The organism is Ereboglobus sp. PH5-5, assembly GCF_029504805.1.
GTDB lineage: Bacteria > Verrucomicrobiota > Verrucomicrobiia > Opitutales > Opitutaceae > Ereboglobus.
The window spans coordinates 80629-99610 of the sequence record NZ_JAQFIT010000002.1 but is presented as its reverse complement, the minus strand read 5'-3'; the positions used below and the strand labels follow the sequence as shown (position 1 = coordinate 99610).

Below are 18982 nucleotides of genomic sequence, written 5' to 3'. Positions count from 1 at the left end.
GCGGCTCGGCGGATGCGCGAGCGAAACATCTGTTCCTCGCTTCCGTTTTGCCGCGCTGCTCAAGCCTGTGTGCGGAAATACGCGATCGTGCGCCGCAAGCCTTCCTCGAGCGGAATCTGCGGCTCCCATTTCAACGCGCGGCGCGCGAGCGAGATGTCCGGCTTGCGCTGCTTCGGGTCATCCGCCGGGAGCGGCTTGTGCACGATTTTTGATTTTCCGCCGACTTCGCGCAGCACCGCCTCGGCGAGCTGCAACATCGTGAACTCGCCCGGATTTCCGCAATTCATCGGGCCGACGATTTCCGTCTGGTCCATGAATCGCACAAAGCCCTCGATCAGGTCGTCCACATAGCAAAACGAACGCGTTTGCGAACCGTCGCCGTAGATTGTGATGTCCTCGCCCCCGAGCGCTTGCACGATGAAATTGGACACGACGCGACCGTCGTTCGAAAGCATGTGCGGCCCGTAGGTGTTGAAGATGCGAATGACGCGGATATCGACCTTGTTTTCGCGGTGGTAATCAAAAAACAGCGTCTCGGCGCAACGCTTGCCCTCGTCATAACACGAGCGTTTTCCGATCGGGTTGACGTTGCCCCAATACTCCTCGGGCTGCGGATGCACCTGCGGGTCGCCGTAAACCTCGGATGTGCTCGCCTGAAACACCCGCGCCTTCACGCGTTTGGCCAGGCCGAGGCAGTTGATCGCGCCCATCACCGACGTCTTTGTGGTCTTGATCGGATTGTATTGGTAGTGCGGCGGCGACGCCGGGCATGCGAGGTTGTAGATTTGGTCGACCTCGAACTTGAACGGGTCGGTCACGTCGTGCCGCACGAGCTCGAAGCGCGGATTGTCGAGCAGATGGGCGATGTTGGCCTTTCGTCCCGTGAAAAAATTATCGAGGCAGATCACCTCATGTCCGTCGTTGATTAGGCGGGTGCAAAGATTTGAGCCGAGAAAACCGGCTCCTCCTGTAACAAGAATGCGCATATTGCCGGAAACCGAAACAAACTCCGCGCGCCCAAGCCAGCGAAAATGTAACGGCGCGCCGCGCCGGTGGTGTTCCCGCTGGTGTATTTTGGGAGCCGCTTTCATGCGGTTGTTTTTCCGGCGAGGGTGCGATTTTTGCCACGCGTGCTTTCACGCGTAATGCCCCGGCTCACTTGACTTTGCTTGTCGTTGGGTATGATCTGGGCGCGTCAATTTTCGCCGCGCATCAACCCCGAATATCAAATAACCATGAATCCCGACGATTTTGGTGATGTGAACAGAATTAACGCCCCGATTGAGGAAAGACGGGGCGGTGCGCGTTTTGATCTGACAGCGATGATAAGCGTGCTGATGTTTCTGCTCGTGACGTTTGTAATGTTTTCGCTGGCGTTGACGAACGTGGGGAAAATGGATGTCAACATTGCAGGTGGATGCGGCGGATGCGGGCACGGGAGCCATGAGCCGCTGGTTGTTCAGGTTTCTGAAAACACAACAGTTTATATAAATAAGGAGCCTTACGATATCAGCGATCTCCCCCTGAAGATTGCTTCATACAAAGAGGAGTGCGCGCGCACGGGGCATGTTCCGCGTGTGCTGGTGAGCGGTGATGATCGCGCCCGATATGCCTTGTTGGCGAGGGCGATTGATCATGTGAAAACTGCCGGGATAGAACACATGGTGCTGGAAAGCACCTACCGCATGACGGGGCGCTGATTGTTTCGAACCGTAAGATGCCTTGCGGGATTGCGGCAGTCGGGTGCGCGGGGTGCGATTCGGGGCATGAAACTGTTTTCCGTTTTTTGTATTTTGGCGGCGGGGTTTTTCGCATCGTCGATTTCCGAGTGTCATGCCGCCGGGGAGCGGAGCGTGAGGCTGGCCGACGTGCGGTTGCGGGATTGTTGCGTATATGCGGATGCGGAAACGCGGACGTATTATCTCGTCAGCTCCACGGGGCGGCGCGGGCCGAACGGGCGTCCGGCGGTCGTGCAATACACGAGCAAAAATCTTGTCGATTGGACGGGGCCGCGCGTGGTGTTTGAAATTCCCGAGGGTTTTTGGGCTCAGAAGGGGATATGGGCGCCGGAGTTGCACGCGCATCGGGGAAAATATTATTTGTTTCTCACGTTCGACACGGACGACCGGCTGCCCGAGCAATGGCGCGATTGGCTGCCTCGCGTGAAGCGCGGTTCGCAGGTGCTCGTGGCGGATTCGCCGAAGGGGCCGTTTCGTGCGTTCGGCGAAAAGCCAAATCAGTCCACGCTGCCGCCCGACATGATGACGCTCGACGGCACGCTTTGGGTCGAGGATGGCGCGCCTTACATGGTGTTTTGTCACGAGTGGGTGCAGATCAAGGATGGCACGGTGGAGTATGTGCGCCTGACGGATGATCTTTCCGCGACGGTCGGCGAGCCGAGGCGTTTGTTCAACGGCAGCGACGCGGTGTGGAGCAAAAAGTCCGCCCAATATGGCTGCCATGTGACCGACGGCTCGTGGTTGCATCGCACGAAGTCGGGCAAGCTGCTCATGCTTTGGTCAACGGGCGGCGAGGGCGGTTACACGACGGGATACGCGGTTTCGGATTCAGGGAAACTCGCCGGGCCGTGGCGTCAGGAGCAGACACCGCTTTTCACGGACGATGGCGGGCATCCGATGCTGTTCCGCAGATTCGACGATGGAAAATTGATGATGATTTTGCACACGCCGAACAAGGCGCGGACGCTCAGCGAACGCGCGGTGATTTTTGAAATCGAGGAGGAGGGCGACGCGTTGCGCGTGGGGAGGCGGATCGAATAGCGGGGGCGGCATTCGGCCGCTATCGCTTTGCTCAGCGCAACCACTTGTCGGCGTAGTCGAGCCAGGCGCGCCAGTCCTCGTGCGTCATGTCGTGCTTGCCCTCGCGGATGAAAAACCCGAGGCGCGAGTCGATCAGTTTTCCCGTGGCGGGCATTTCGGTGACACCGGCGCGCAGGCCTTCCTTTGCGACGAGTTGGTAAACGGGATCGGCGGCGCGGAGCATGGCGAGCTGGCCGGGCGGGTTTGCCCACACGTCCTCGACCGCGCAAGAAATGAGCACGGGGCGCGGCGCGCAGAGCGCGATGAGTGCGTGCTGGTCGAAGGGCAGTTTTTCGGGCGCCCCGGCGAACGCGGAAAAGTTTTGGCAGAACCAGTGCGGGAAACGCGAGGTGATCGCGGCGACGGTTTCCACGCGGGGGCGTCCCTTGGGGCCGGGCTTGGCGTCGTCGGCGGACACGCGGCTGGGCGCGGTGCCGCCGCAACCGGCCTGGTTGGGGATGACGAGCGCGAAGCGTTCGTCGAACGCGGCGGCGAGGAGCGCGGCCTTGCCGTTGCGCGAATGGCCCACGATGGCGACGCGGCGCGTGTCGATTTCGGGAATGTCTTTCAGGCAGTCAAACATGCGCGAGTAACCCCACGCCCACGCCATGATTGTGCCGGGGGCGTTGGGCGCATCGGGGTTGACACCGGCGGCCTTGGCGAAGCGCTTAAGCGCTTCTTTCGCGGGCGCGGGGGAGTCGACCATGATGTCGCCGTTGAAGAAGCAGGCGAGGGCGTAGCCGCGGTCGATGATCTGTTCGACGGGCCATCTGGAGGCTCGCGAGCCGCGTTTTTCCTCCGAGCCGTCGGCCGGCATTTTGATGAGCGGATCGGCGAGGAGTGTGTGGACGGGGCGGAAGCTCATGCCGAGAAAACACGGCGCGGGGCGCGTTTGTTTGTTGGGCACGATGACGAGCAGGTGGACGGGTTTGGCGGCGAGCGTGGTGTCAACCGAGATTTCGCGGAGCGTGGCCTTGCCGCCGAGCGCGTTTTTGTCCTCGCGGATAATGGTGGCGACGGGCGCGATTTCCCCGGGGCGCAGGCCGTATTCGTAGTTTTGAAACAGGGCGCGCAGGCCGGGCGCGCGCTTGGCGTGCCAGTCCTTCGCGGTCGTGATGCGCGGGCCGCCGGTTATGACAAGCGGGTCGGGCGGCGTTGGCGAGGCGGGGAGTTTTTCGGGAGGGGGAAGCGCGAGGGCGCGCGCGGCGAGGAGCGCGAGGGTGGCAATCGCGCAAAGGCGCGCGATGCGTCGGGCAACAGTGTTCATGCTGCGGGATGATGTTTGGGAAACGGATTGCGTAAAGCGCAAGGTTCCGGCTCGCGAAGATCCCGGCTCGCCGGGGACGGTTCGTGCTACCGGCGGAATGTCGCGCGCATGCGGTCGGCGTAGTAGCGGACGTTGTCCCATGTGGCCTCCGGCGAGATGCGGTGGTCGGGGCAGGGGATGTAGCCGCCGAGATCGACGAGCGGTTTGATGCGCTCGATTTCGGCGTCGATGGCGGCGCGGTCCTCGCCGAGCACACTTTTGCGGACGCCGCCGACGCCGCGCAGTTCGCGTCCGTATTTTTCGCGCCACGGGGCGATGCTCGCGCCCCAGGTGCCGACTTCGATGGGGAACATGATGTTCACGCCGTTCGCGAACCAGGCGGGGATGAGTTTGTCGATGAGGCCGTCACTATCGACCGAGAAGAGGCGCACGCCGTGCGTCCGCGCCATGCCGGTTATTTTTTTATAATGCGGGGCGACGTATTTTTCAAAGGTGGCGGGGTTGATGAGCGGGCCGTTTTTGAAGCAGATGTCCTCCCAAAAATGCAGGAAGTCCACGCGCAGTCCGGCTTCGAGCACGGCCTTCACCGTTTCGAAGGAGAGGTTTGCGACGGTGTCGATGATTTCGATGAAGAGGTCCTCGTCATCGACTTGAAGATAACTGAGCGCCTCGACGCCGATCATGTCGCGCGCGTAGCCGAACATGCTGCCGGCATAAACGCCGAAGGGCGCGTCGGTGGTTTCCTCGCTGAGCTGTTTCCAGCGCGCGAGTTCTTCGGGTGTGCCGTGGCGCGCGGGGTCGGATTGGAGGCGCGGTTTGTAGAGTTCCTCCCACGCCTCGCGCCCGGTCATGAGCGTGCCGACGGTGGCGGGGATGGTGGTCGTGCCGGGATCGGTTTCCTCGATGAGGCCGTCGGGATTTATATAACGAATGACGCCGTCGGGGTGTGTTTCGAGAATCTTCTTTTCAAAGAAAGGATGCACTTTGTGCTTGGGCGTGAGCTGGTGTCCCCAGCAGAAATCGAAGCCGAGTTTGTCGCAGATGATTTTGTCGTATTCGTTTTTGTCGAAATAGAATTCGGCCTCGTCGGCGGTGAGGTGTCCCTCCTTGTGCCATTTGGCGAGAAGCTCGGTCCAGTAGCCGAAATGCACAACGGGCATTTGGTCGTAGTTTTGATAATTAAAAACAGCGAGGGTGTGTTCGCGGGTGTTCATGCAATGGCGGCGCACTGTGCATCCCGCGGCGATTCGCTCAATCGCGGCTGGATGTTTACAGTCCCACGTTTGCGCAATGGGGGTTGTTGCGGCGTGCGGGCGCGGTTTGCGTGCCACTCATAGGCGCTACTTGTTTGTCATTTGCCGCACGCCAAAGGCGTGCCATTCGTCAGCCCGGGGTCGAGCGTGCGAGACCCCGGGTAAACGATGGAAAACAATGCGCCCTGACAGGGCGCCACAATCAGTTTCATCATATCACAATCCCTTGCCCGCGTTTCTCGCAAAGCATGACATCGTTTGCGATGAACGCTACGTGTGGGATTGATGCGCATGTGCCGCCCCTTCAGGGCGCGTGTCTTCTATTTTGAAGTCCCGGGGTCTCGAAAGCTCGACCCCGGGCTGACGAATGAGGCGCCTTTGGCACCGGCAAACAAGTTCGTGCGCATTCACAAAGCGGGCTGGCGCGAGGGCGCACGCAAGGTGCGCCCCTACAGTTTCGGCGCGGGTTATTTGATCCATCCGTCCTTTTTGTGTTCGGCGAGGGTGGCGGCGATGTGGCGCTTGTATTCGGGCGCGAGCGGGCAGTTTGCCCCGGCGCCGGATGCCGCGATCATGACGGTGTCGGCGGACATGGAGATCATGACGGTTTGCGAGGGCGCGCGATTCGGGCCGAGACACACAATTTGCAAAACGCCGCCGCGAATCAGCATGCAGTAGAAATCGGATTGCGCGGCGATGTTGCGGATGTAGCCGCGCGCAACGTCGAGCTCCCTGCCTACGAGATTGTTTTTTTCGACAAGGCCGCGGAGGAGTGTGTTGAGCGCCGCGGTGTTGTGCCAGAGTTCAAATTGCGCGGTCTTTTTGTCGTTTTTTGTGTCGGAAAAGCTCTTCTCGTCGGGATATGGCAGGTCGTCGCCGGTCGTTGTCGGGTCGTCCGTGGTTTTGCCTTCGAGCACCTGATGGAGTTCTGTGAAAAACTCGGGCGCGGGATGGATGTTCAGGTGAAGACTGCCCTCGGGTTTCACGCCGTGGCGGCTGATGATGACGCGTCGCGCGGCAAGCGAGATTTCGCACTGCAACGAGGGGGTGTCGTAGTAGAGTTTGCCGGAGGGCGCGTCGCACGCGACGAGGTGGAGGTCGTTGCCGGGGAGCTCGTGCGTGTGCTTGTATTTGTCCCAGCCGTCGCGGTGACGCAGCAGGCGGGCGCGTTCAATGGTGTCGAGGTGCGGCTCGGCGAGTTCCACGAGTTGCGCAAAAGTGATGCGCGGCGCCACGGCGTCGTCGAGGTCGATGTATTGGGTTTCGTCGAGCACGATTTCCGGCCCCTCGCCCGCCTCGTTTCCGGTGAGGCCGGCGCGCAGTTCGCGAAGAAATTCCACGCAGGATTCGTCCATCGTAAGCGCGATTTCCGCGCCGCCGGGCGATTTCAAAACCGCCTGCCGCGTGTCCGGCGTGAGCGTGCAAGTGTATTCGTGCGGACCGGCGGCGTCACTGTAACCGCGCACAATGACGGTCGCCTTGCCGCCGACGAGAAGGTGCTCGCGGTCGCAACGCTCGCGGCACTCGTCCGCAAACGCGCCGGCCGCCTCGATGTCGCCCGCGCAGTTGGCGATGACAAAGCCCAGTATTTCGTCGAGCGTGATGTCGTCGAGGTCGTCGTTTGTATATTTGTTGGTGTTATTGTGTTCGGACATGGGTGAATGACGAAACAGCGGGTAATTGTTTTACAAAATCAATCCATGTCGGCGAGGATGACATGAGTCTTGCATTTCAAACATTGAAATAGATATCCCTGCAAAGAACCGTTGTTGCGCATGTCCTTGAGCGCGTCGAAGCCCAGCTCGCTGATATTTTCAACCGAATCGGCGATGCCTCTTTCCTCCAGTTCCGGCCAGCCCACATAGCTGGAAAAGGCGCAGTAGTCGTCACAATGCGCGGGCCATGCGTTGCCTTGAAAGCTTACATATCCGGGAGTGCGATGCAGGATTTCGTCGGTCGCGCCCTCATCCTTGATCGTCTCGTCGTTGACGAGGTTTTGTTGAAAGGAGGCATCATATTTTTTTGCGGCCTTTCCACTGTGAATACATTCGGGACAGAGGTATCTTACATTGTCGGCAGCGGTATAAAAAGGACCGTCGTAATAAACAGGGGTTTCCCTGCCGCAGCAATTGCATTCAATAATGCGGTCATCGCGGAAAATTCCTTTTTCCATAGGGCAGGGGCAGTATTTAAAATTGGGAAGCTTGTAATTGTGCGGTGTTTCGTCCTTCAAGACTGGCTTGATGGCAAAAGTGTCCGCATGAGAGGCGGCAAGCTCCTTCATTTTGAACAGGCGCGCCGCATCTTTGCGGTCGGCCTGATTGGCGATTTCCGCGAAAATCTCATGCGCGGTTTTATGATATCCGAGAAGCGAATAGATGTCTGCAAGAATGAGTTTGATTTTTGGGGATGGCGGGAGTTTCGAAAGCTGGGCTGCGAATTCGTGCAGGGGCTCGGCAGTCTTTTGCGTGCGTTCTTTGGCGCGAAACTGGCGCGAGATTTCGATATATTTTTTCAAGTATTCATTGAGATTCATGATGTGGATAATAAGTGTTTGTTAGGATCGTGAGTGGCGTTTCACGTGGGCTGCTATATTATAGTGAGCGAGGGGGCCGCCGGCGAGGTCGTTGTTTGTATATTTGTTGGTGTTATTGTGTTCGGGCATGGGTGAATGACTGATTAATCCCAGCATACGGTGAAAACTTGAAATCCCGGCTTTGGTTTTGGCGCGGAGGGATGTTCGCCGTAGGGCCAGCCTTCAATGACACCGTCGGCTTCAAGTCCGTCGATCCATGCGGCGACAGCATCCTGAGTCGCATTTGCGAGGATGTGTATGTTTTCCGCGGCAGGCCACGTGGCGGAATCTTCGAGCGCCATGTCCCATTCGGAATGCATGCCGACAAAAACGCCCTGCACTTCGGGGCGTTGTTCGATTGTTTGAAAACGCTTGTATAAATCGGCAAGCGAGGGGCGTCCGTAACCGACTTGATTCGGGGCAATGCACCCCTCCTCGGTGTTGCCCGAGAAGTATTCATCGAGCGTGACAACCGGAAGTTTGTCGGGTGCCTGCGCGTGGAGTTGTTGCAGTTTGGCGAGTAGTTTTTCTCTCATGTCAAAAGTGATGCGGGCGTTTTGCGGGATGTTGAATCGTGGCGGCGGCGGTCTTGCGATTATAATTGCGCGAGGGATTTCGCGTGAGTGGCGATATTATAAACACCGAGGTTGCCGCCGTTTTTCCACTCGGCGAGCGCGCCGGGGAGGACGGGGCGCGAGCCGAGCTTGGCGACGGCGCGCTTGCGGATTTCGCGATTCAGGCGCGAGGAGAATGAGGTGATTTTTTTGTAATCCCACGCGCCGGGATTGCCCAGGTTGTTGCTCACCGCGGCCCATGTCTCGGCGCGTTTTTGGCTGTTGTGGTTGGTGTGCGAATTGTCGAGGAAGCGTTTGTTGTGTCGCGGGACGGAGAGGTAGAGCTGCACGAGGCCCCAGCCTTCCATTGCGTAACGATAACGGAAACCGCAGCGTGCTTGCGCGTCGGGGTTGATGTCGATGCGGCGCGGTTTGGGCATCGGGCCGGAACCGTTGACGTGGAGTTGGAGATACACGCTGTGCCACGGAACGCCGTTTGTGTAGGCGCGCTTGAACTCGTCCATGATTTCGGCGGCGGAGGTGAAGCGGCGGAGCGGGTTTTCGCCGATGGAGGAGAGCTCGTAAATGGAGCAGGTGTTTTCCGCGAGGAGCCATTCGAGGAGCGGCGCGTGGTCGGCGGCGGTGGCGTAGAAATCGCAGTTGGGCATGGTTTGGCGGCGTGAGAATTTTTGAGGCGGGATGGGCGGGGTTTGCAGGATGCTTTTACACTGCGCGCACACGCGGCGTTTTGATTGTGTGTGTTTTTATAAACGGAAAAATTTGCGGGCTTCAGCGCGGCGCGCGTCATCCTGGCCGCCGGCTATGTCGATGTAGGTGGCGTATTCGGGGGGCAGCGGATGGTCAAAAAGTATGCTTTTGTCAGGATCCACGTTTTTGCCGGCAAGATAACATTGATAGAGGCGTTCGTTGGTCGCGGGAAAAACGGCGAGCGAATCACACTCATATTTCTCAATGGTCTCCGTATCGGTTGGCGATATGCGATTCCTTATAATGGCGTCGTAAACGCCGGACGGGTGTTTGTAAGGTCCGCCCTTGTGGTTATAGGCATCCTTCTCAACGAGCATGCCGCCTGCGCCAAGGGTGAGGAAGTGACGTTCGCCGGGTGTGTTTTCCCATGCGACGAGCCGGCGGGTTTCGTGAACGGCCGAATGTATCCACAGGGTGGGAAGTGTCGCGGGGCGCAGCGGGGTGATGCGCGTTTGTTTACCCGTGGCGCTGCGTGCGAGGAATTGCCGCGTGACGGCTTTGCAAAAGAGCACCGGCACGGTGGCGAGGTCGATGCCATCCCATGTGTCCCCTGTTTGAAATATATTAAAAAATATCAGGAACGGGTTGCGTGACATTTGCGCGAGCGTAAAGACGCCGCGTCGCGTTTCCAGGCTGATGACGTTGTATTCTTTCCAGACGATGCGTGCCATTGTATTATTTTATAATTCCTTGAAATTCCAGCTTGCGAGGGTGCGGAGTTCGGGGGCTCCGGCGAAGGGGATTTGGCCGGGCTCGGGTTTTGTGTGCGGCGGGGGAGGAATGTTTTGCGCGACGCGGCGCACGCCGGATTCGGCGTCGAGGCGGGCGACCCATGCCTGCCAGCGCTTGCCGTCAAGGCGGTCGCGAAAGCGGAGTTTTGTTGTTGCGAGGGTTTTGGCAACGGGCGGCTCGGGCGCAAGGATGTCGAGATATTCGAGGCGCCCGCGCACGGGGCCTTTATTGTCGGCGCGGACCTCGTGACAGTAGGCGGCGCCCCTACGGTGTTTATCCGTGTTTTCCGCGAGGAGCCATTCGAGGAGCGGCGCGTGGCCGGCGGCGGTGGCGTAGAAATCGCAGTTGGGCATGGTTTGGCGCGGGGAGATTTGCGGTGGCTGCGTCATTCGAGCCACGCGGATTTTTTGCAGGCTTTGAGCACGTCGATGAGGTGGGTTTTGAAGGCGGGCGTCAGGGGGATGGTGACGCCGGAACCGGAACCCGTGATAGTGGCCGTGCCGGCGGGAATCGAGATGATGACGCATTGCGTGATGTTGCTTTTCGCACCGAGACAGACGATTTGCAGAGTGCCGCCGCGGATAAACATGCAGTAGAGGTCGGACTGGTTTGGGATTTCGCGGACAAAGCGTTTCGCGGCGTCCAATTCTTTCGCGAGCAAGCCGCCTTTTTCAATCAGGCCGCGGAGGATGGCGTTGATTGTTTTTGTGTCATGCCAGAGTTCGAATTGCGGCTGTTTCCTGTCGTTTCGTTTTTTGTTCTTGAAGAGGTTTTCGTCGGGGTAGGCGAGGTCGTCGGTTGCGGCGGCGGGCGCGGTTTCGCCGGTGACGAGCCGGTCGATGGTTTCGAAGAACGCGGGGGCGGGGTGGAGTTCGTGGTGCGTGCCGGATTCGTTGTCGTAGTCGTGGCGGCTGATTGAGACGGTGCGCGTGGCGGGGGAAACGCGGCAGTGCAGCGAGGGCGCCTTGAGATAGAGTCTGCCGGCGGTGATGTCGCAGGCGACGAGCATGACGCCACCGGTGTCGGGGAGGGCGTGCTCGTGCGCGAATCGTTTCCAGTCGTCGGCGTGTTTTTGCAGAATCGTTTGCTCGCCGGGCGGAAGCGCGGGTGCGAGGTGTCCGGCGATTTGGGCGAAGGTGACGCGTGGCGGCGCGGCAAGGCCGAGATCGATATGCGGGTTTTCGGCGAGGACGATTTCGGGGCCCGCGTCGGGTTCGTCATCAACGAGTCCTTTGCGCAGGGCGCTGATGAAGTCGGCGAAGTCCTTGCTTATTGTGAGCGTGACTTCGGCGCCGTCGGGGGATTTGAGGACGGCTTTGCGCGCGGCGGGGGTGATGACGCAGTGGTATTCGCGGGTGTCGCCGGGGCGCGTGCTGCCCCGGACGATGGTCGTGGTGTTTGGCCCCGTGATGATGCGCGAGTGGCCGGCGTGTTTGCGGCAGGCGGTTTCGATTGCGAGGGCGGCGTCCATGTCGCCGGTGGCCCCGGCGAGGAGCATGTCAACCATGCCGTTGGTGGAAAAATCGGAGTCGTCCTCGTGGTGCTTGTTTTTGTTTTCGTTCATGGACGCGGGCCGGCCGGGTGTTTGGGCTGAGAGGGGGGTGGATTCGAAAATGAAAAACAGGGCGGTCATGAGCGCGATGTGCAGGAGGAACATCGCGAGCGTAAAGATTTTGCCCGATGCGATGCGGTGCATTTCCGCCTGCCGGTGGCGGCGGAACAGCGTTTTTCGCCCCAATAGATACAACGGGATTGTCACGATGAGCGGGGTCAGAAAATACAGGAATTCTTTTGTGAGCATGGTTCGGACGATTTGCGTTTCACGCGGTGGAGTGGCCGCAACCGGATGGAATAGCCGCTCTACGAGTCTGCGAGTGGCCTGACAAGAGGCGCATGAGGCGCGAAGATAGATGGCGAATTTTTGACCGCAAAAAATTCAGTCCGGCAAATGAATATTGCGGTGCGCCCATGGGCGCGCGGGAGATGTGAGTTTGGGCTAAGGTCATTTTGTCAGGCCGCTCGGCTTCACTTCGTAGGGTGGCTAAGCGTATTCATGCGCCGGGGAGCGGCGGGGGTTGGGGCGGGCAGAGGGTTGTGATTTGGGCGAGGGCGTCGTGGACCGGCTTGGCGGCGGGCGAGGTCCAGCGGGCAGCGAGGTGGCGGATGTCGGCGAGGAGCGCGGGGATGCGGTGCGCGGCGTTTTTGTTTTTCAGGTCGATGGCGTAGTTGCGCGCGGCGTTGGATTGGCGGAGCGCGATTTCGAGTCCGATGGGGTTGCCGTTTTCGAGGGCGGGATTGCCTTCGTGAATGCGCGAGAGGACGACGAGGTCGCGGTATTTGGTTTCGGCGCGGGGGAAATCGCCGGTGTCGGAGTGGTCGTAGTGGAGGTTGTAGGCGGCTTTCGCGAGGCGCAATGCGGCGGTGGTGTGCGGCGGGTTTTTCTGCACGAGCTGGCGGAGCACGGCGTAGAGGCGCTCGGCAGCGGTGATGTCCTTCGCGTCGGAGGCGATGACGATGAGGTTGTAGAGTGTTTTGGAATAGGCCGGGTTGCTCGCGAGTGTTTCGGGAACGTGTTGCGAGAGAAATTTCTCGGCCGCGTCGATGCCGCTGTTTTTGGCGAGGTTGGTTGCGATCTGGTCGGTGGCGTCGGCGAGGTTTTCGGCGGCGGCCGCGGTGTCGGGGTGTTGCGCGGCGAGGGCGGCGAGACCGGCGTGGCGGACGGCGGCGGTTGCGGTGTCGCCGGTGTTGACGTAATCAACGATGAGGTTGTGGAGCGTCAGGGCGTGAAGGGCGGCGAGGTTCGCGAGGGTGGATGCGCCGGTGTCGGGATTGCGTTTCGCAGTGTCGAGGAGGTCGGCGATTTTGCGCGCGTGGCGTTCCGCGTCGGGCATGCGGGTGGCGCCGCCGTAGGCGTTGGCAAGGGCGGCGGAGGCTTGCGCAAGGTTTTCGACGGGTTCGGTGTCGTCGTGTTTTTCGGGCGCGCCGTCATCACGTTTCGCGATCGCGTGACGCTCGAACGCGGCGTGGTGTTTTTCGGCGTCGTCGAAACGGCGCTCGCGGATGGCGGAGGTGATTTGCGCGTAGAGCGCGCGGGAAAACTGGGGCGCGCAGTGTTGCGGATAACGGTCGGCGAGGCGTTCGAGGTCGCGGTATTTTTCGGCGGCGGCCGCGGGTTCGTCTGAAAGATTGTAGTGGTTGCAGAGCGCGATGGCGGCGTCGGCAAAATGGCGGGCGATGCGGGGCTCGGCGTCGGCGAGAGGCGCGCAGAGTTCGCGCATGGCGGCGTAGTGGGTTTCGGACGCGGTGATTTCGGCGGGATCGCTCGGCGCGGGATTTTCGCCGGTGTTGCTCGGGGACGCGCTTGTCTCGACAAGGTGCGCGAGCGCGCGGATTTGCATGTGTCGGAGGTTGTGTTGCGCTGGTGGCGGGAGCGCGTCGATGTGCTTTTGGATAAACGCCTCGAGCGTGTGATACGCGGCGCGGGCTGAATCGAGTTCGTCGGTGTCGGCGCAAGAATAAATCCGGGTCAGGTGCGCCTGGGCGAGCCGCTGGGTGATGTGCGCGCTGGCGGGGTGGCGGTCATGGTGCGCGGCAAGCTGGCCGTGGATGGTGTCGGCCGCGCGGTGTTCCCCGCGGGTGATGTAGTGGTGGATTTGGTTAAAATAGGCGTCGGCGATTTCCTCGGAGAGATCGTGCTCGGGATTTTTTTCGGCGAGGGCGAGGAGCGCCTGGTAGGGGGTGGCGGCGCGCGCGGGGTCGGCGTCCTCGGCGGTGAGCCAGGCGTCGTGGTGATGCGCGAGTGCGTTGGCGTAGTCCTCGATGATGCGCGGATTTGCGGGATGGCGTTCGTGGAGGCGGCGGAGCGCGTCGAGGTGCGGCGCGGCGTCGAATGGCGCGTTGTAGTCGTCGAAGGCTTCGAGGAGCCGGCGGTGCGCGGCGGCGAGGAACTCGTCGTTTTGCACGGAGGGCTCGGCGGCGCATTGTTGCTCAAAGTCGGCGAGCGTTTGGCGGGCCTCGGCGAACTCGGTGTCGTCGCAGATTTCAATTTGTTCGGCGATGATGCCGGGGAGTGAGAGCGGGTTGATGGACATGAGGCGGGCGGTGGGTTTCAGACGTTTCAGGCGAGCCGGACAATGCGGCAGTTTTGGCAGAGCGGGTGCGTGTCGAGGAACGGTTTTGCCTTTGCCTGCATCGCATCGGCTCCGCCCTCGCCGTAAAAATACAGCGCGACTTCCTTCGGACCGTTCCAATGACTGAACACGAGCGTGCCGTTGTTTCCGAGGAGGCGGTGCAATTCGTCGGCGACCTCGTTGACGTTGTGTTTTTGCCACACTTCGGGCGGCTGGTTCGCGTGGTTTATATAAACCGCGAATCCCTCCAGTTTTCCGATTGGGTATTCCACTTCGGTGCCGCCGGCGAGGGCGCGGTATTTGAGTTTGGAGCCTTTCGCGATATCGAGTTTTTTGGCGATGCTCAGGATTGTTTCGATGATCTCAGGCGAGTCCTCGGCGAGTTTTATTTCGATGTCGCAGGATGTGATTTCCCCCTCGGGCGAGAGTTGCGAGCCGCCGCCGTTCACGTAGCCGAGGCCCTTGTCGCGGAGCATGAGGTCGAGCCCGTCCTCCAGTCGCATGGTGCGGGCGTTCGGTTGCAGGCGCATGTTGAGCTCGAGTGTCGCAATGGCCTTGGCGACAAATGCCGTCCGCGCTTCGCCGTCCGTGTTTTTGCCTTCGGGTTTCGCGTCCAGGTGCTGCTTCGCGGCCTTCTTTGCCCAGAGCAGCATTTGATACGTGTCAGGATGGTCGTCGCCGAGCGCGATTGCGCGTTCGAAATGCGGAATGGAATCCGCCTCGCGGTCCAAATAATATAATGAATAGGCGACGCGGTAGTGCCACAGCGCGTCGTCGCGCCCCTGATCGCGCACGGACTCCAGAATTTCAAGCGCATCCCCGTAGCGGCTGAGGTTGTTGAGCGCGCGTGCGAGCATGCAGGACAGGTCGAAGTCGCGCCCGACTTCAGGCAGCGCGCGCACGGCGTCCTCGATCTCCTGATGGTTTCCGTCGGCGTGCCATTGTTCGATTTGTTTTAATAATGTTTCGCGATTCATATTGGGAAAAATATGGAGGTTGAGAATATGCTTATGCGATGGAGGGATTTGTTTTCACTGTTTATTTTTGCTAAACAAATCCATCCATTTATATAAATCGTCGTGCAGCTCATAATCGCGTCCCGGGTTGGCGCGGGCGGTCATGTCCTTGGTTCGGAATTGGAGTTTCCATTTTCCGGCGGGAGTTTGGTCGAATGTCAGGAGCGTGCTAAAAAGGATGCCTTCAAGTGATTCGCGAAGCAGTTCTTTTATTGTTCGTTTGGTGTCGCTGTCGAGTTTGGCGAAGGCGGTCCGGTAGGTGGCGTCTTTTTTGGCGGCTTCGCTTGAGGGTCTGGCGAAGGGCGTCGGCGGCTGCGGATTGTCCGTATAATCAAATCCGCGTGCGAGCCAGTAATCGAATTTCTCGATTAACAATGCGCCGAGGTAGAGATTGGCGGCCTCGTCCGGGTCGTCGGGGATTTTTATATTATGCGCGCGCAGACGCGCGTGGATTTCGGCTTTCATGATTTTGAATATGTGTGCGGCGCGGCGCGCGTTTTATTCTTTTGGAAATTCGATGCCTTCGGCGAGGAGGTAACGGATGTGGCAGCCGGAGAAGCCGCTGTAATTTATTTCGAGCGGCGACTCGGCGCGCGCCGCGGCGAGGTCTTTGTGAAGATTGGCGCGGGCCTTGGGATGCAGTGTTTTTATATAAGAAGCGAGCGCACGCGCGGTTTGTTCCCTGCTTGCGAAGCAGAGGAGGAGCTCGGCGGGGAAATTCTCGACGTGACAATCGGGAAAAACGCCGGTTTCGACAACGCGCCCGACGAGGCGCGGGATGTCCTCGCATTGGGCGAACCACGGGAGCGCGTGGTAGGTGATGCGGTCGGTGACCTCGGCAATGGCGGCGGCGCGAGTGTGCTCGTGCGCGAGTTCCCATGCGACCCAGGCGCGTTTGCCTGGCTCGGCGAGGTAGCCGAGTTGAGTGCCGGCGATGCTGCCGTTGCCCTGGTATGTCCGGCCGTGACGCGCCCAGAGCGCGGTTTCCCATTTCTTGACGACGGGCGAGGAGATGGAGGTGTGGACGAGGAGCCTGATGTGCTGTCCGGGGATGTTGTTGTGGCTCGACTGAAATGAAATGCGGTAGGTGAATTGTTTGTCGCGACTCTTGGCTGTGAAGTGCGGGCCGGATTTTGAGAACTTGTAGCCGCGCGGCTCGAAGGCGGCGGCGATGGCGGCGCAGGTTTCCAAATAAACGGCGCGGGTGTCTTGCGCGTCGGGCGGGCGTCCGGCGAAGCGTGCGCGGGCGGCGGCGGATTTGGCGGAGCCGATGTCGCGGATGAGGCTGTTGATATCGCCGGAGGCGTAGGATTTGGATGCGGGTGGCGGCGCGGAAGTGTTGTCGGGCATGATGTGTGGAATTTGCGGGTGGCAATTTTTCAAAAATCGCGGAGTTCGTCGAAGAGGGTGGAGAGTTTGGCGGTGTCGATGTTTGCGGCGGGGTGGCGGCGGGCGGCTTCGGCGAGGAGATTGTCAACGACCTCGCAGATGGTTTCGCGTTCCTCGGTTTCGATCCAGTTGGTTCGTTTGTCCCATGTGTTGAAGGCGGCGGCCCATTCGCGGACGAGTTGCTCCAGGTATTCGGGGAGCGCGGTGGCGGCGTCGGGAGAGTCGAGGCGGGCGCGGAGTTCGGCGCGGGTTTTTTTGTAGAGGGTGGCGGCGCGGCGGGCGTTGGCGGGGCTGACAAACTCGTCGCCGTCCCACGCGCGGAAGGGGTTGTCGAGATTGTCGGCGAGCCATTCGGGGGCGCGGGGTTTGCGGACTTGCAGGTCGAGGCGCGCGGTTTTTTTGAGCGGGGCGTAGGTTGTTTTGACGTGCGCGGCGACGTCGGCGGGGATGCTTTCGAGCCAGAGTTCGGCGAGGCGCGGATGAGTGCCGGGCTGCGGGATGTCAGCGGGCTCGTAGCCGAAGAGGTCGTCAATGTAGAGGCTGCGCAGTTTGGGGAGGCGGGAGATTGCGGAGACGTTTTGAAGCGTTCCGGGTTTGCCTGCGATGCTCAGGGTTTCGAGCGCGGGGTGCCGCGCGACGATGGGGGCGAGGTCGAGTTTGTCGATGCCTTCGATGCGGATGGTGGAAAGGTTTGGCAGTCCGGGGTCGGCGCGGTTGGTGGCGGCGATGGAGGGCGGCGCGTTGAGGCGGATGCGCGCGCCGTCGTCGTGCGCGTGGATGCGGAGGCGCGGGTGGAGCGCGCCGGTGAGCTTGAGGGAGCAGAGGTTGTCGTGAAGGTGGAGCGTTTCGAGGCCGGTGGCGTCGAGTTCGAGGTCGTGAACGTGGGGCACGCCGCGAAAGTCGAGCGTGCGCGCGCCGTGCGCGTTCCAGATGACGCGGTGGAGAAGATCGTGCGTGCGGAGATAGGCGATGAGGTCGGGGCGCGGGCCGCGGGCTTCGAGTTCGAGAAGGCGCGGGAGCTTGTCGAGCTCGGCGAGGTTGGCGAGGCCGTCGAGCAGCCCGGGGCCGGCATGGGTGAAAGTGTCGCGGACAGTTTGACCGGCGAGAGTGAATTCACGTCCGCTGCCGCGGGCGGCTTCGAAGCGGCGGAGGCGTTCGGGATCGCGGGCGCGCCAGTCGGCCTCCTGCTCGGCGGCCTGGCTGGAGGGCGGCGGCCAGCCTCCGAACGAGGTCGTTTGTTTCGTAACGAAGGAAGGGCGGTTGGCGATGAATTGAAATGTCGCGGGAACGACGGGCGGGGTTACGATGCGGTAATCCAAGCCGTGGCCCCAGTAGTAGCGCGTGTTATTAAGCGGCCGCATGGCGGCGAGATCGGCCTCGGTCGGGAGCGCGTCGCCGACCCAGTCGAGCGAGAGGAGCGCGAGGGTCTTGCCGCCCCGCGCGTGAGGACTGGCGTTTTCGGTGAGGGTGATTTGGTAGGCGCAATAGCGGCCGGTGTCGGCGCTGCGTTGCACAAAGATGTCGCCGGGGCGGGGTGTGTGCGGTGTCGAAGGGTTGGTTTTGGCGGGCATGGGAAAACTTGAGATTCAATGCGTCGGGCGGTGTGGTTTATTATGAATGCCAATGGGGCGTGATTATTTCATGTGTTGTCTTAGAAAGGCGGCGACCGCCCCATGATTGTTTCTGGAGGCAAAATCGCTTGCGGTAAGGCCGCCTTTTTCAGCGATGTTTGCATCGGCTCCAGCGGCGATGAGGAGCTTTATTATGCCAAGGTCGCCTTTGATGGCGGCGGACATGAGCGGCGTGATTCCTTTTTTGCTTTTAATATTCACGTCGGCTTTGCCCTCAATGAGGGCGCGCACGCTTTCCCTTGCTCCGTTTTGCGCGGCCCAGGTCAACGCCGTCAGCCCGCCTTTATCCTTGATGTTTGGGTCAATGCCGGCGCGCAGGAGCAGTGATGCAAATTCGGCGCGATTATTATATGACGGAAGAAAGAGCGCGCTTTGCCTGTCCTCGTCCAGCGCACCCAGGTCGGGACGTGCGTCGAGTATGAGTTTTAATATTTTTATGTCGGGTTGGGCGCAGGAGTAATGCAGGGCTGTTTTTCCGTGCATGTCTTTTATATTAACATTGGCGCGCGCGGCGATGAGGCTTTGCGCTATTTCCACATGGCCGCCGCGCAAGGCGCCCTTGAGCGCGGTGAAGCCTTCGCTGTTGGCGAGGTTTGTTTCAGCGCCCGCGCGAATGAGCGCGATGACAATGCCGGTGTGTCCGAAATTGGCGGCAAGCATAAGCGCGGTGGTGCCGGCTTCGAATGGCTCATGCGATTGTGCGTCGGCCCCGGTGATGGTTGCATTGACGCCAGAGGCGAGCAGCCGCCTTATTTCAGCAATGCCGGGGGCGGTTGGCGGGTATTTTTTCAGCAGCTTGTCGTAATCGAATTTCATTGTTGGGCGAGGTGCGCGGGACTTGCGAGTGG

At 60.4% G+C, this 18982-nt stretch carries 19 protein-coding genes; 3 read left to right on the top strand and 16 right to left on the bottom strand.

Annotated features, from left to right (window positions below):
* Positions 1-59: 59 nt before the first annotated feature.
* On the bottom strand, positions 60-986 hold the full coding sequence (locus tag M2103_RS01620; protein ID WP_277508322.1) for a UDP-glucuronic acid decarboxylase family protein: 927 nt from the start codon (positions 984-986) through the stop codon (positions 60-62).
* Positions 987-1235: 249 nt separating this feature from the next.
* On the opposite strand from M2103_RS01620, the gene M2103_RS01615 reads away from it, so the two are divergent.
* Both M2103_RS01615 and M2103_RS01610 read left to right on the top strand, forming a co-directional pair.
* Positions 1236-1700: a biopolymer transporter ExbD gene (locus M2103_RS01615; protein ID WP_277508321.1), complete on the top strand. Its 465-nt coding sequence runs from the start codon at positions 1236-1238 to the stop codon at positions 1698-1700.
* Between the two features lie 66 nt (positions 1701-1766).
* Complete coding sequence (locus tag M2103_RS01610) at positions 1767-2780, top strand: glycoside hydrolase family 43 protein (protein WP_277508320.1); 1014 nt, start codon at positions 1767-1769, stop codon at positions 2778-2780.
* A gap of 31 nt (positions 2781-2811) precedes the next feature.
* Here M2103_RS01610 and M2103_RS01605 read toward each other — a convergent pair whose 3' ends face one another.
* The 4 genes from M2103_RS01605 to M2103_RS01590 all read right to left on the bottom strand — a co-directional run bounded on the left by M2103_RS01605 (position 2812) and on the right by M2103_RS01590 (position 7623).
* Complete coding sequence (locus M2103_RS01605; RefSeq protein WP_277508319.1) at positions 2812-4086, bottom strand: hypothetical protein; 1275 nt, start codon at positions 4084-4086, stop codon at positions 2812-2814.
* Between the two features lie 86 nt (positions 4087-4172).
* Entirely contained in the window at positions 4173-5300 is a 1128-nt protein-coding gene (locus tag M2103_RS01600; RefSeq protein ID WP_277508317.1) for a uroporphyrinogen decarboxylase family protein, read from the bottom strand.
* Positions 5301-5806: 506 nt separating this feature from the next.
* Positions 5807-6994: a hypothetical protein gene (locus M2103_RS01595; RefSeq protein ID WP_277508316.1), complete on the bottom strand. Its 1188-nt coding sequence runs from the start codon at positions 6992-6994 to the stop codon at positions 5807-5809.
* Positions 6995-7032: 38 nt separating this feature from the next.
* Positions 7033-7623, bottom strand: a complete 591-nt coding sequence (locus M2103_RS01590; RefSeq protein ID WP_277508315.1) for a CbrC family protein — start codon at positions 7621-7623, stop codon at positions 7033-7035.
* On the opposite strand from M2103_RS01590, the gene M2103_RS01585 reads away from it, so the two are divergent.
* The gene (locus M2103_RS01585; RefSeq protein ID WP_277508313.1) at positions 7600-7908 is read left to right on the top strand and encodes a hypothetical protein; all 309 of its coding nucleotides are present in this window, start codon (positions 7600-7602) and stop codon (positions 7906-7908) included. The genes M2103_RS01590 and M2103_RS01585 overlap by 24 nt on opposite strands.
* A gap of 110 nt (positions 7909-8018) precedes the next feature.
* Here the strand turns inward: M2103_RS01585 and M2103_RS01580 are convergent, their stop codons facing one another.
* The 11 genes from M2103_RS01580 to M2103_RS01530 all read right to left on the bottom strand — a co-directional run bounded on the left by M2103_RS01580 (position 8019) and on the right by M2103_RS01530 (position 18950).
* On the bottom strand, positions 8019-8450 hold the full coding sequence (locus tag M2103_RS01580) for a hypothetical protein (protein ID WP_277508312.1): 432 nt from the start codon (positions 8448-8450) through the stop codon (positions 8019-8021).
* Between the two features lie 59 nt (positions 8451-8509).
* The gene (locus tag M2103_RS01575) at positions 8510-9136 is read right to left on the bottom strand and encodes a hypothetical protein (RefSeq protein ID WP_277508309.1); all 627 of its coding nucleotides are present in this window, start codon (positions 9134-9136) and stop codon (positions 8510-8512) included.
* 96 nt (positions 9137-9232) lie between these two features.
* Positions 9233-9907 (bottom strand): hypothetical protein, encoded by a 675-nt coding sequence (locus M2103_RS01570; protein ID WP_277508308.1) that lies wholly within the window; start codon positions 9905-9907, stop codon positions 9233-9235.
* A gap of 9 nt (positions 9908-9916) precedes the next feature.
* A complete protein-coding gene (locus tag M2103_RS01565) occupies positions 9917-10321 on the bottom strand; it encodes a hypothetical protein (protein ID WP_277508306.1) in 405 nt (134 codons plus the stop codon).
* A 32-nt stretch (positions 10322-10353) separates the two neighbouring features.
* Complete coding sequence (locus M2103_RS01560; protein ID WP_277508305.1) at positions 10354-11769, bottom strand: hypothetical protein; 1416 nt, start codon at positions 11767-11769, stop codon at positions 10354-10356.
* Positions 11770-12019: 250 nt separating this feature from the next.
* Positions 12020-14059, bottom strand: coding sequence for a hypothetical protein (locus tag M2103_RS01555; RefSeq protein ID WP_277508304.1), 2040 nt, complete (start codon positions 14057-14059; stop codon positions 12020-12022).
* 26 nt (positions 14060-14085) lie between these two features.
* On the bottom strand, positions 14086-15075 hold the full coding sequence (locus M2103_RS01550) for a hypothetical protein (protein WP_277508303.1): 990 nt from the start codon (positions 15073-15075) through the stop codon (positions 14086-14088).
* Positions 15076-15129: 54 nt separating this feature from the next.
* Positions 15130-15579 carry a hypothetical protein gene (locus M2103_RS01545; RefSeq protein ID WP_277508300.1) on the bottom strand — a complete coding sequence of 150 codons (450 nt, stop codon included), beginning with the start codon at positions 15577-15579 and terminating at the stop codon, positions 15130-15132.
* 33 nt (positions 15580-15612) lie between these two features.
* Positions 15613-16464 carry a DUF4304 domain-containing protein gene (locus tag M2103_RS01540; protein WP_277508299.1) on the bottom strand — a complete coding sequence of 284 codons (852 nt, stop codon included), beginning with the start codon at positions 16462-16464 and terminating at the stop codon, positions 15613-15615.
* Between the two features lie 29 nt (positions 16465-16493).
* Positions 16494-18074 (bottom strand): hypothetical protein, encoded by a 1581-nt coding sequence (locus M2103_RS01535; protein WP_277508298.1) that lies wholly within the window; start codon positions 18072-18074, stop codon positions 16494-16496.
* Between the two features lie 63 nt (positions 18075-18137).
* Positions 18138-18950, bottom strand: coding sequence for an ankyrin repeat domain-containing protein (locus M2103_RS01530; RefSeq protein ID WP_277508297.1), 813 nt, complete (start codon positions 18948-18950; stop codon positions 18138-18140).
* Positions 18951-18982 lie beyond the last annotated feature (32 nt).

Coding starts and splice junctions, on each gene's coding strand:
- M2103_RS01620 (WP_277508322.1), bottom strand. CDS start 986: ATGCGCATTCTTGTTACAGGAGGAGCCGGTTTTCTCGGCTCAAATCTT.
- M2103_RS01615 (WP_277508321.1), top strand. CDS start 1,236: ATGAATCCCGACGATTTTGGTGATGTGAACAGAATTAACGCCCCGATT.
- M2103_RS01610 (WP_277508320.1), top strand. CDS start 1,767: ATGAAACTGTTTTCCGTTTTTTGTATTTTGGCGGCGGGGTTTTTCGCA.
- M2103_RS01605 (WP_277508319.1), bottom strand. CDS start 4,086: ATGAACACTGTTGCCCGACGCATCGCGCGCCTTTGCGCGATTGCCACC.
- M2103_RS01600 (WP_277508317.1), bottom strand. CDS start 5,300: ATGAACACCCGCGAACACACCCTCGCTGTTTTTAATTATCAAAACTAC.
- M2103_RS01595 (WP_277508316.1), bottom strand. CDS start 6,994: ATGTCCGAACACAATAACACCAACAAATATACAAACGACGACCTCGAC.
- M2103_RS01585 (WP_277508313.1), top strand. CDS start 7,600: ATGAGAGGCGGCAAGCTCCTTCATTTTGAACAGGCGCGCCGCATCTTT.
- M2103_RS01590 (WP_277508315.1), bottom strand. CDS start 7,623: ATGAAGGAGCTTGCCGCCTCTCATGCGGACACTTTTGCCATCAAGCCA.
- M2103_RS01580 (WP_277508312.1), bottom strand. CDS start 8,450: ATGAGAGAAAAACTACTCGCCAAACTGCAACAACTCCACGCGCAGGCA.
- M2103_RS01575 (WP_277508309.1), bottom strand. CDS start 9,136: ATGCCCAACTGCGATTTCTACGCCACCGCCGCCGACCACGCGCCGCTC.
- M2103_RS01570 (WP_277508308.1), bottom strand. CDS start 9,907: ATGGCACGCATCGTCTGGAAAGAATACAACGTCATCAGCCTGGAAACG.
- M2103_RS01565 (WP_277508306.1), bottom strand. CDS start 10,321: ATGCCCAACTGCGATTTCTACGCCACCGCCGCCGGCCACGCGCCGCTC.
- M2103_RS01560 (WP_277508305.1), bottom strand. CDS start 11,769: ATGCTCACAAAAGAATTCCTGTATTTTCTGACCCCGCTCATCGTGACA.
- M2103_RS01555 (WP_277508304.1), bottom strand. CDS start 14,059: ATGTCCATCAACCCGCTCTCACTCCCCGGCATCATCGCCGAACAAATT.
- M2103_RS01550 (WP_277508303.1), bottom strand. CDS start 15,075: ATGAATCGCGAAACATTATTAAAACAAATCGAACAATGGCACGCCGAC.
- M2103_RS01545 (WP_277508300.1), bottom strand. CDS start 15,579: ATGAAAGCCGAAATCCACGCGCGTCTGCGCGCGCATAATATAAAAATC.
- M2103_RS01540 (WP_277508299.1), bottom strand. CDS start 16,464: ATGCCCGACAACACTTCCGCGCCGCCACCCGCATCCAAATCCTACGCC.
- M2103_RS01535 (WP_277508298.1), bottom strand. CDS start 18,074: ATGCCCGCCAAAACCAACCCTTCGACACCGCACACACCCCGCCCCGGC.
- M2103_RS01530 (WP_277508297.1), bottom strand. CDS start 18,950: ATGAAATTCGATTACGACAAGCTGCTGAAAAAATACCCGCCAACCGCC.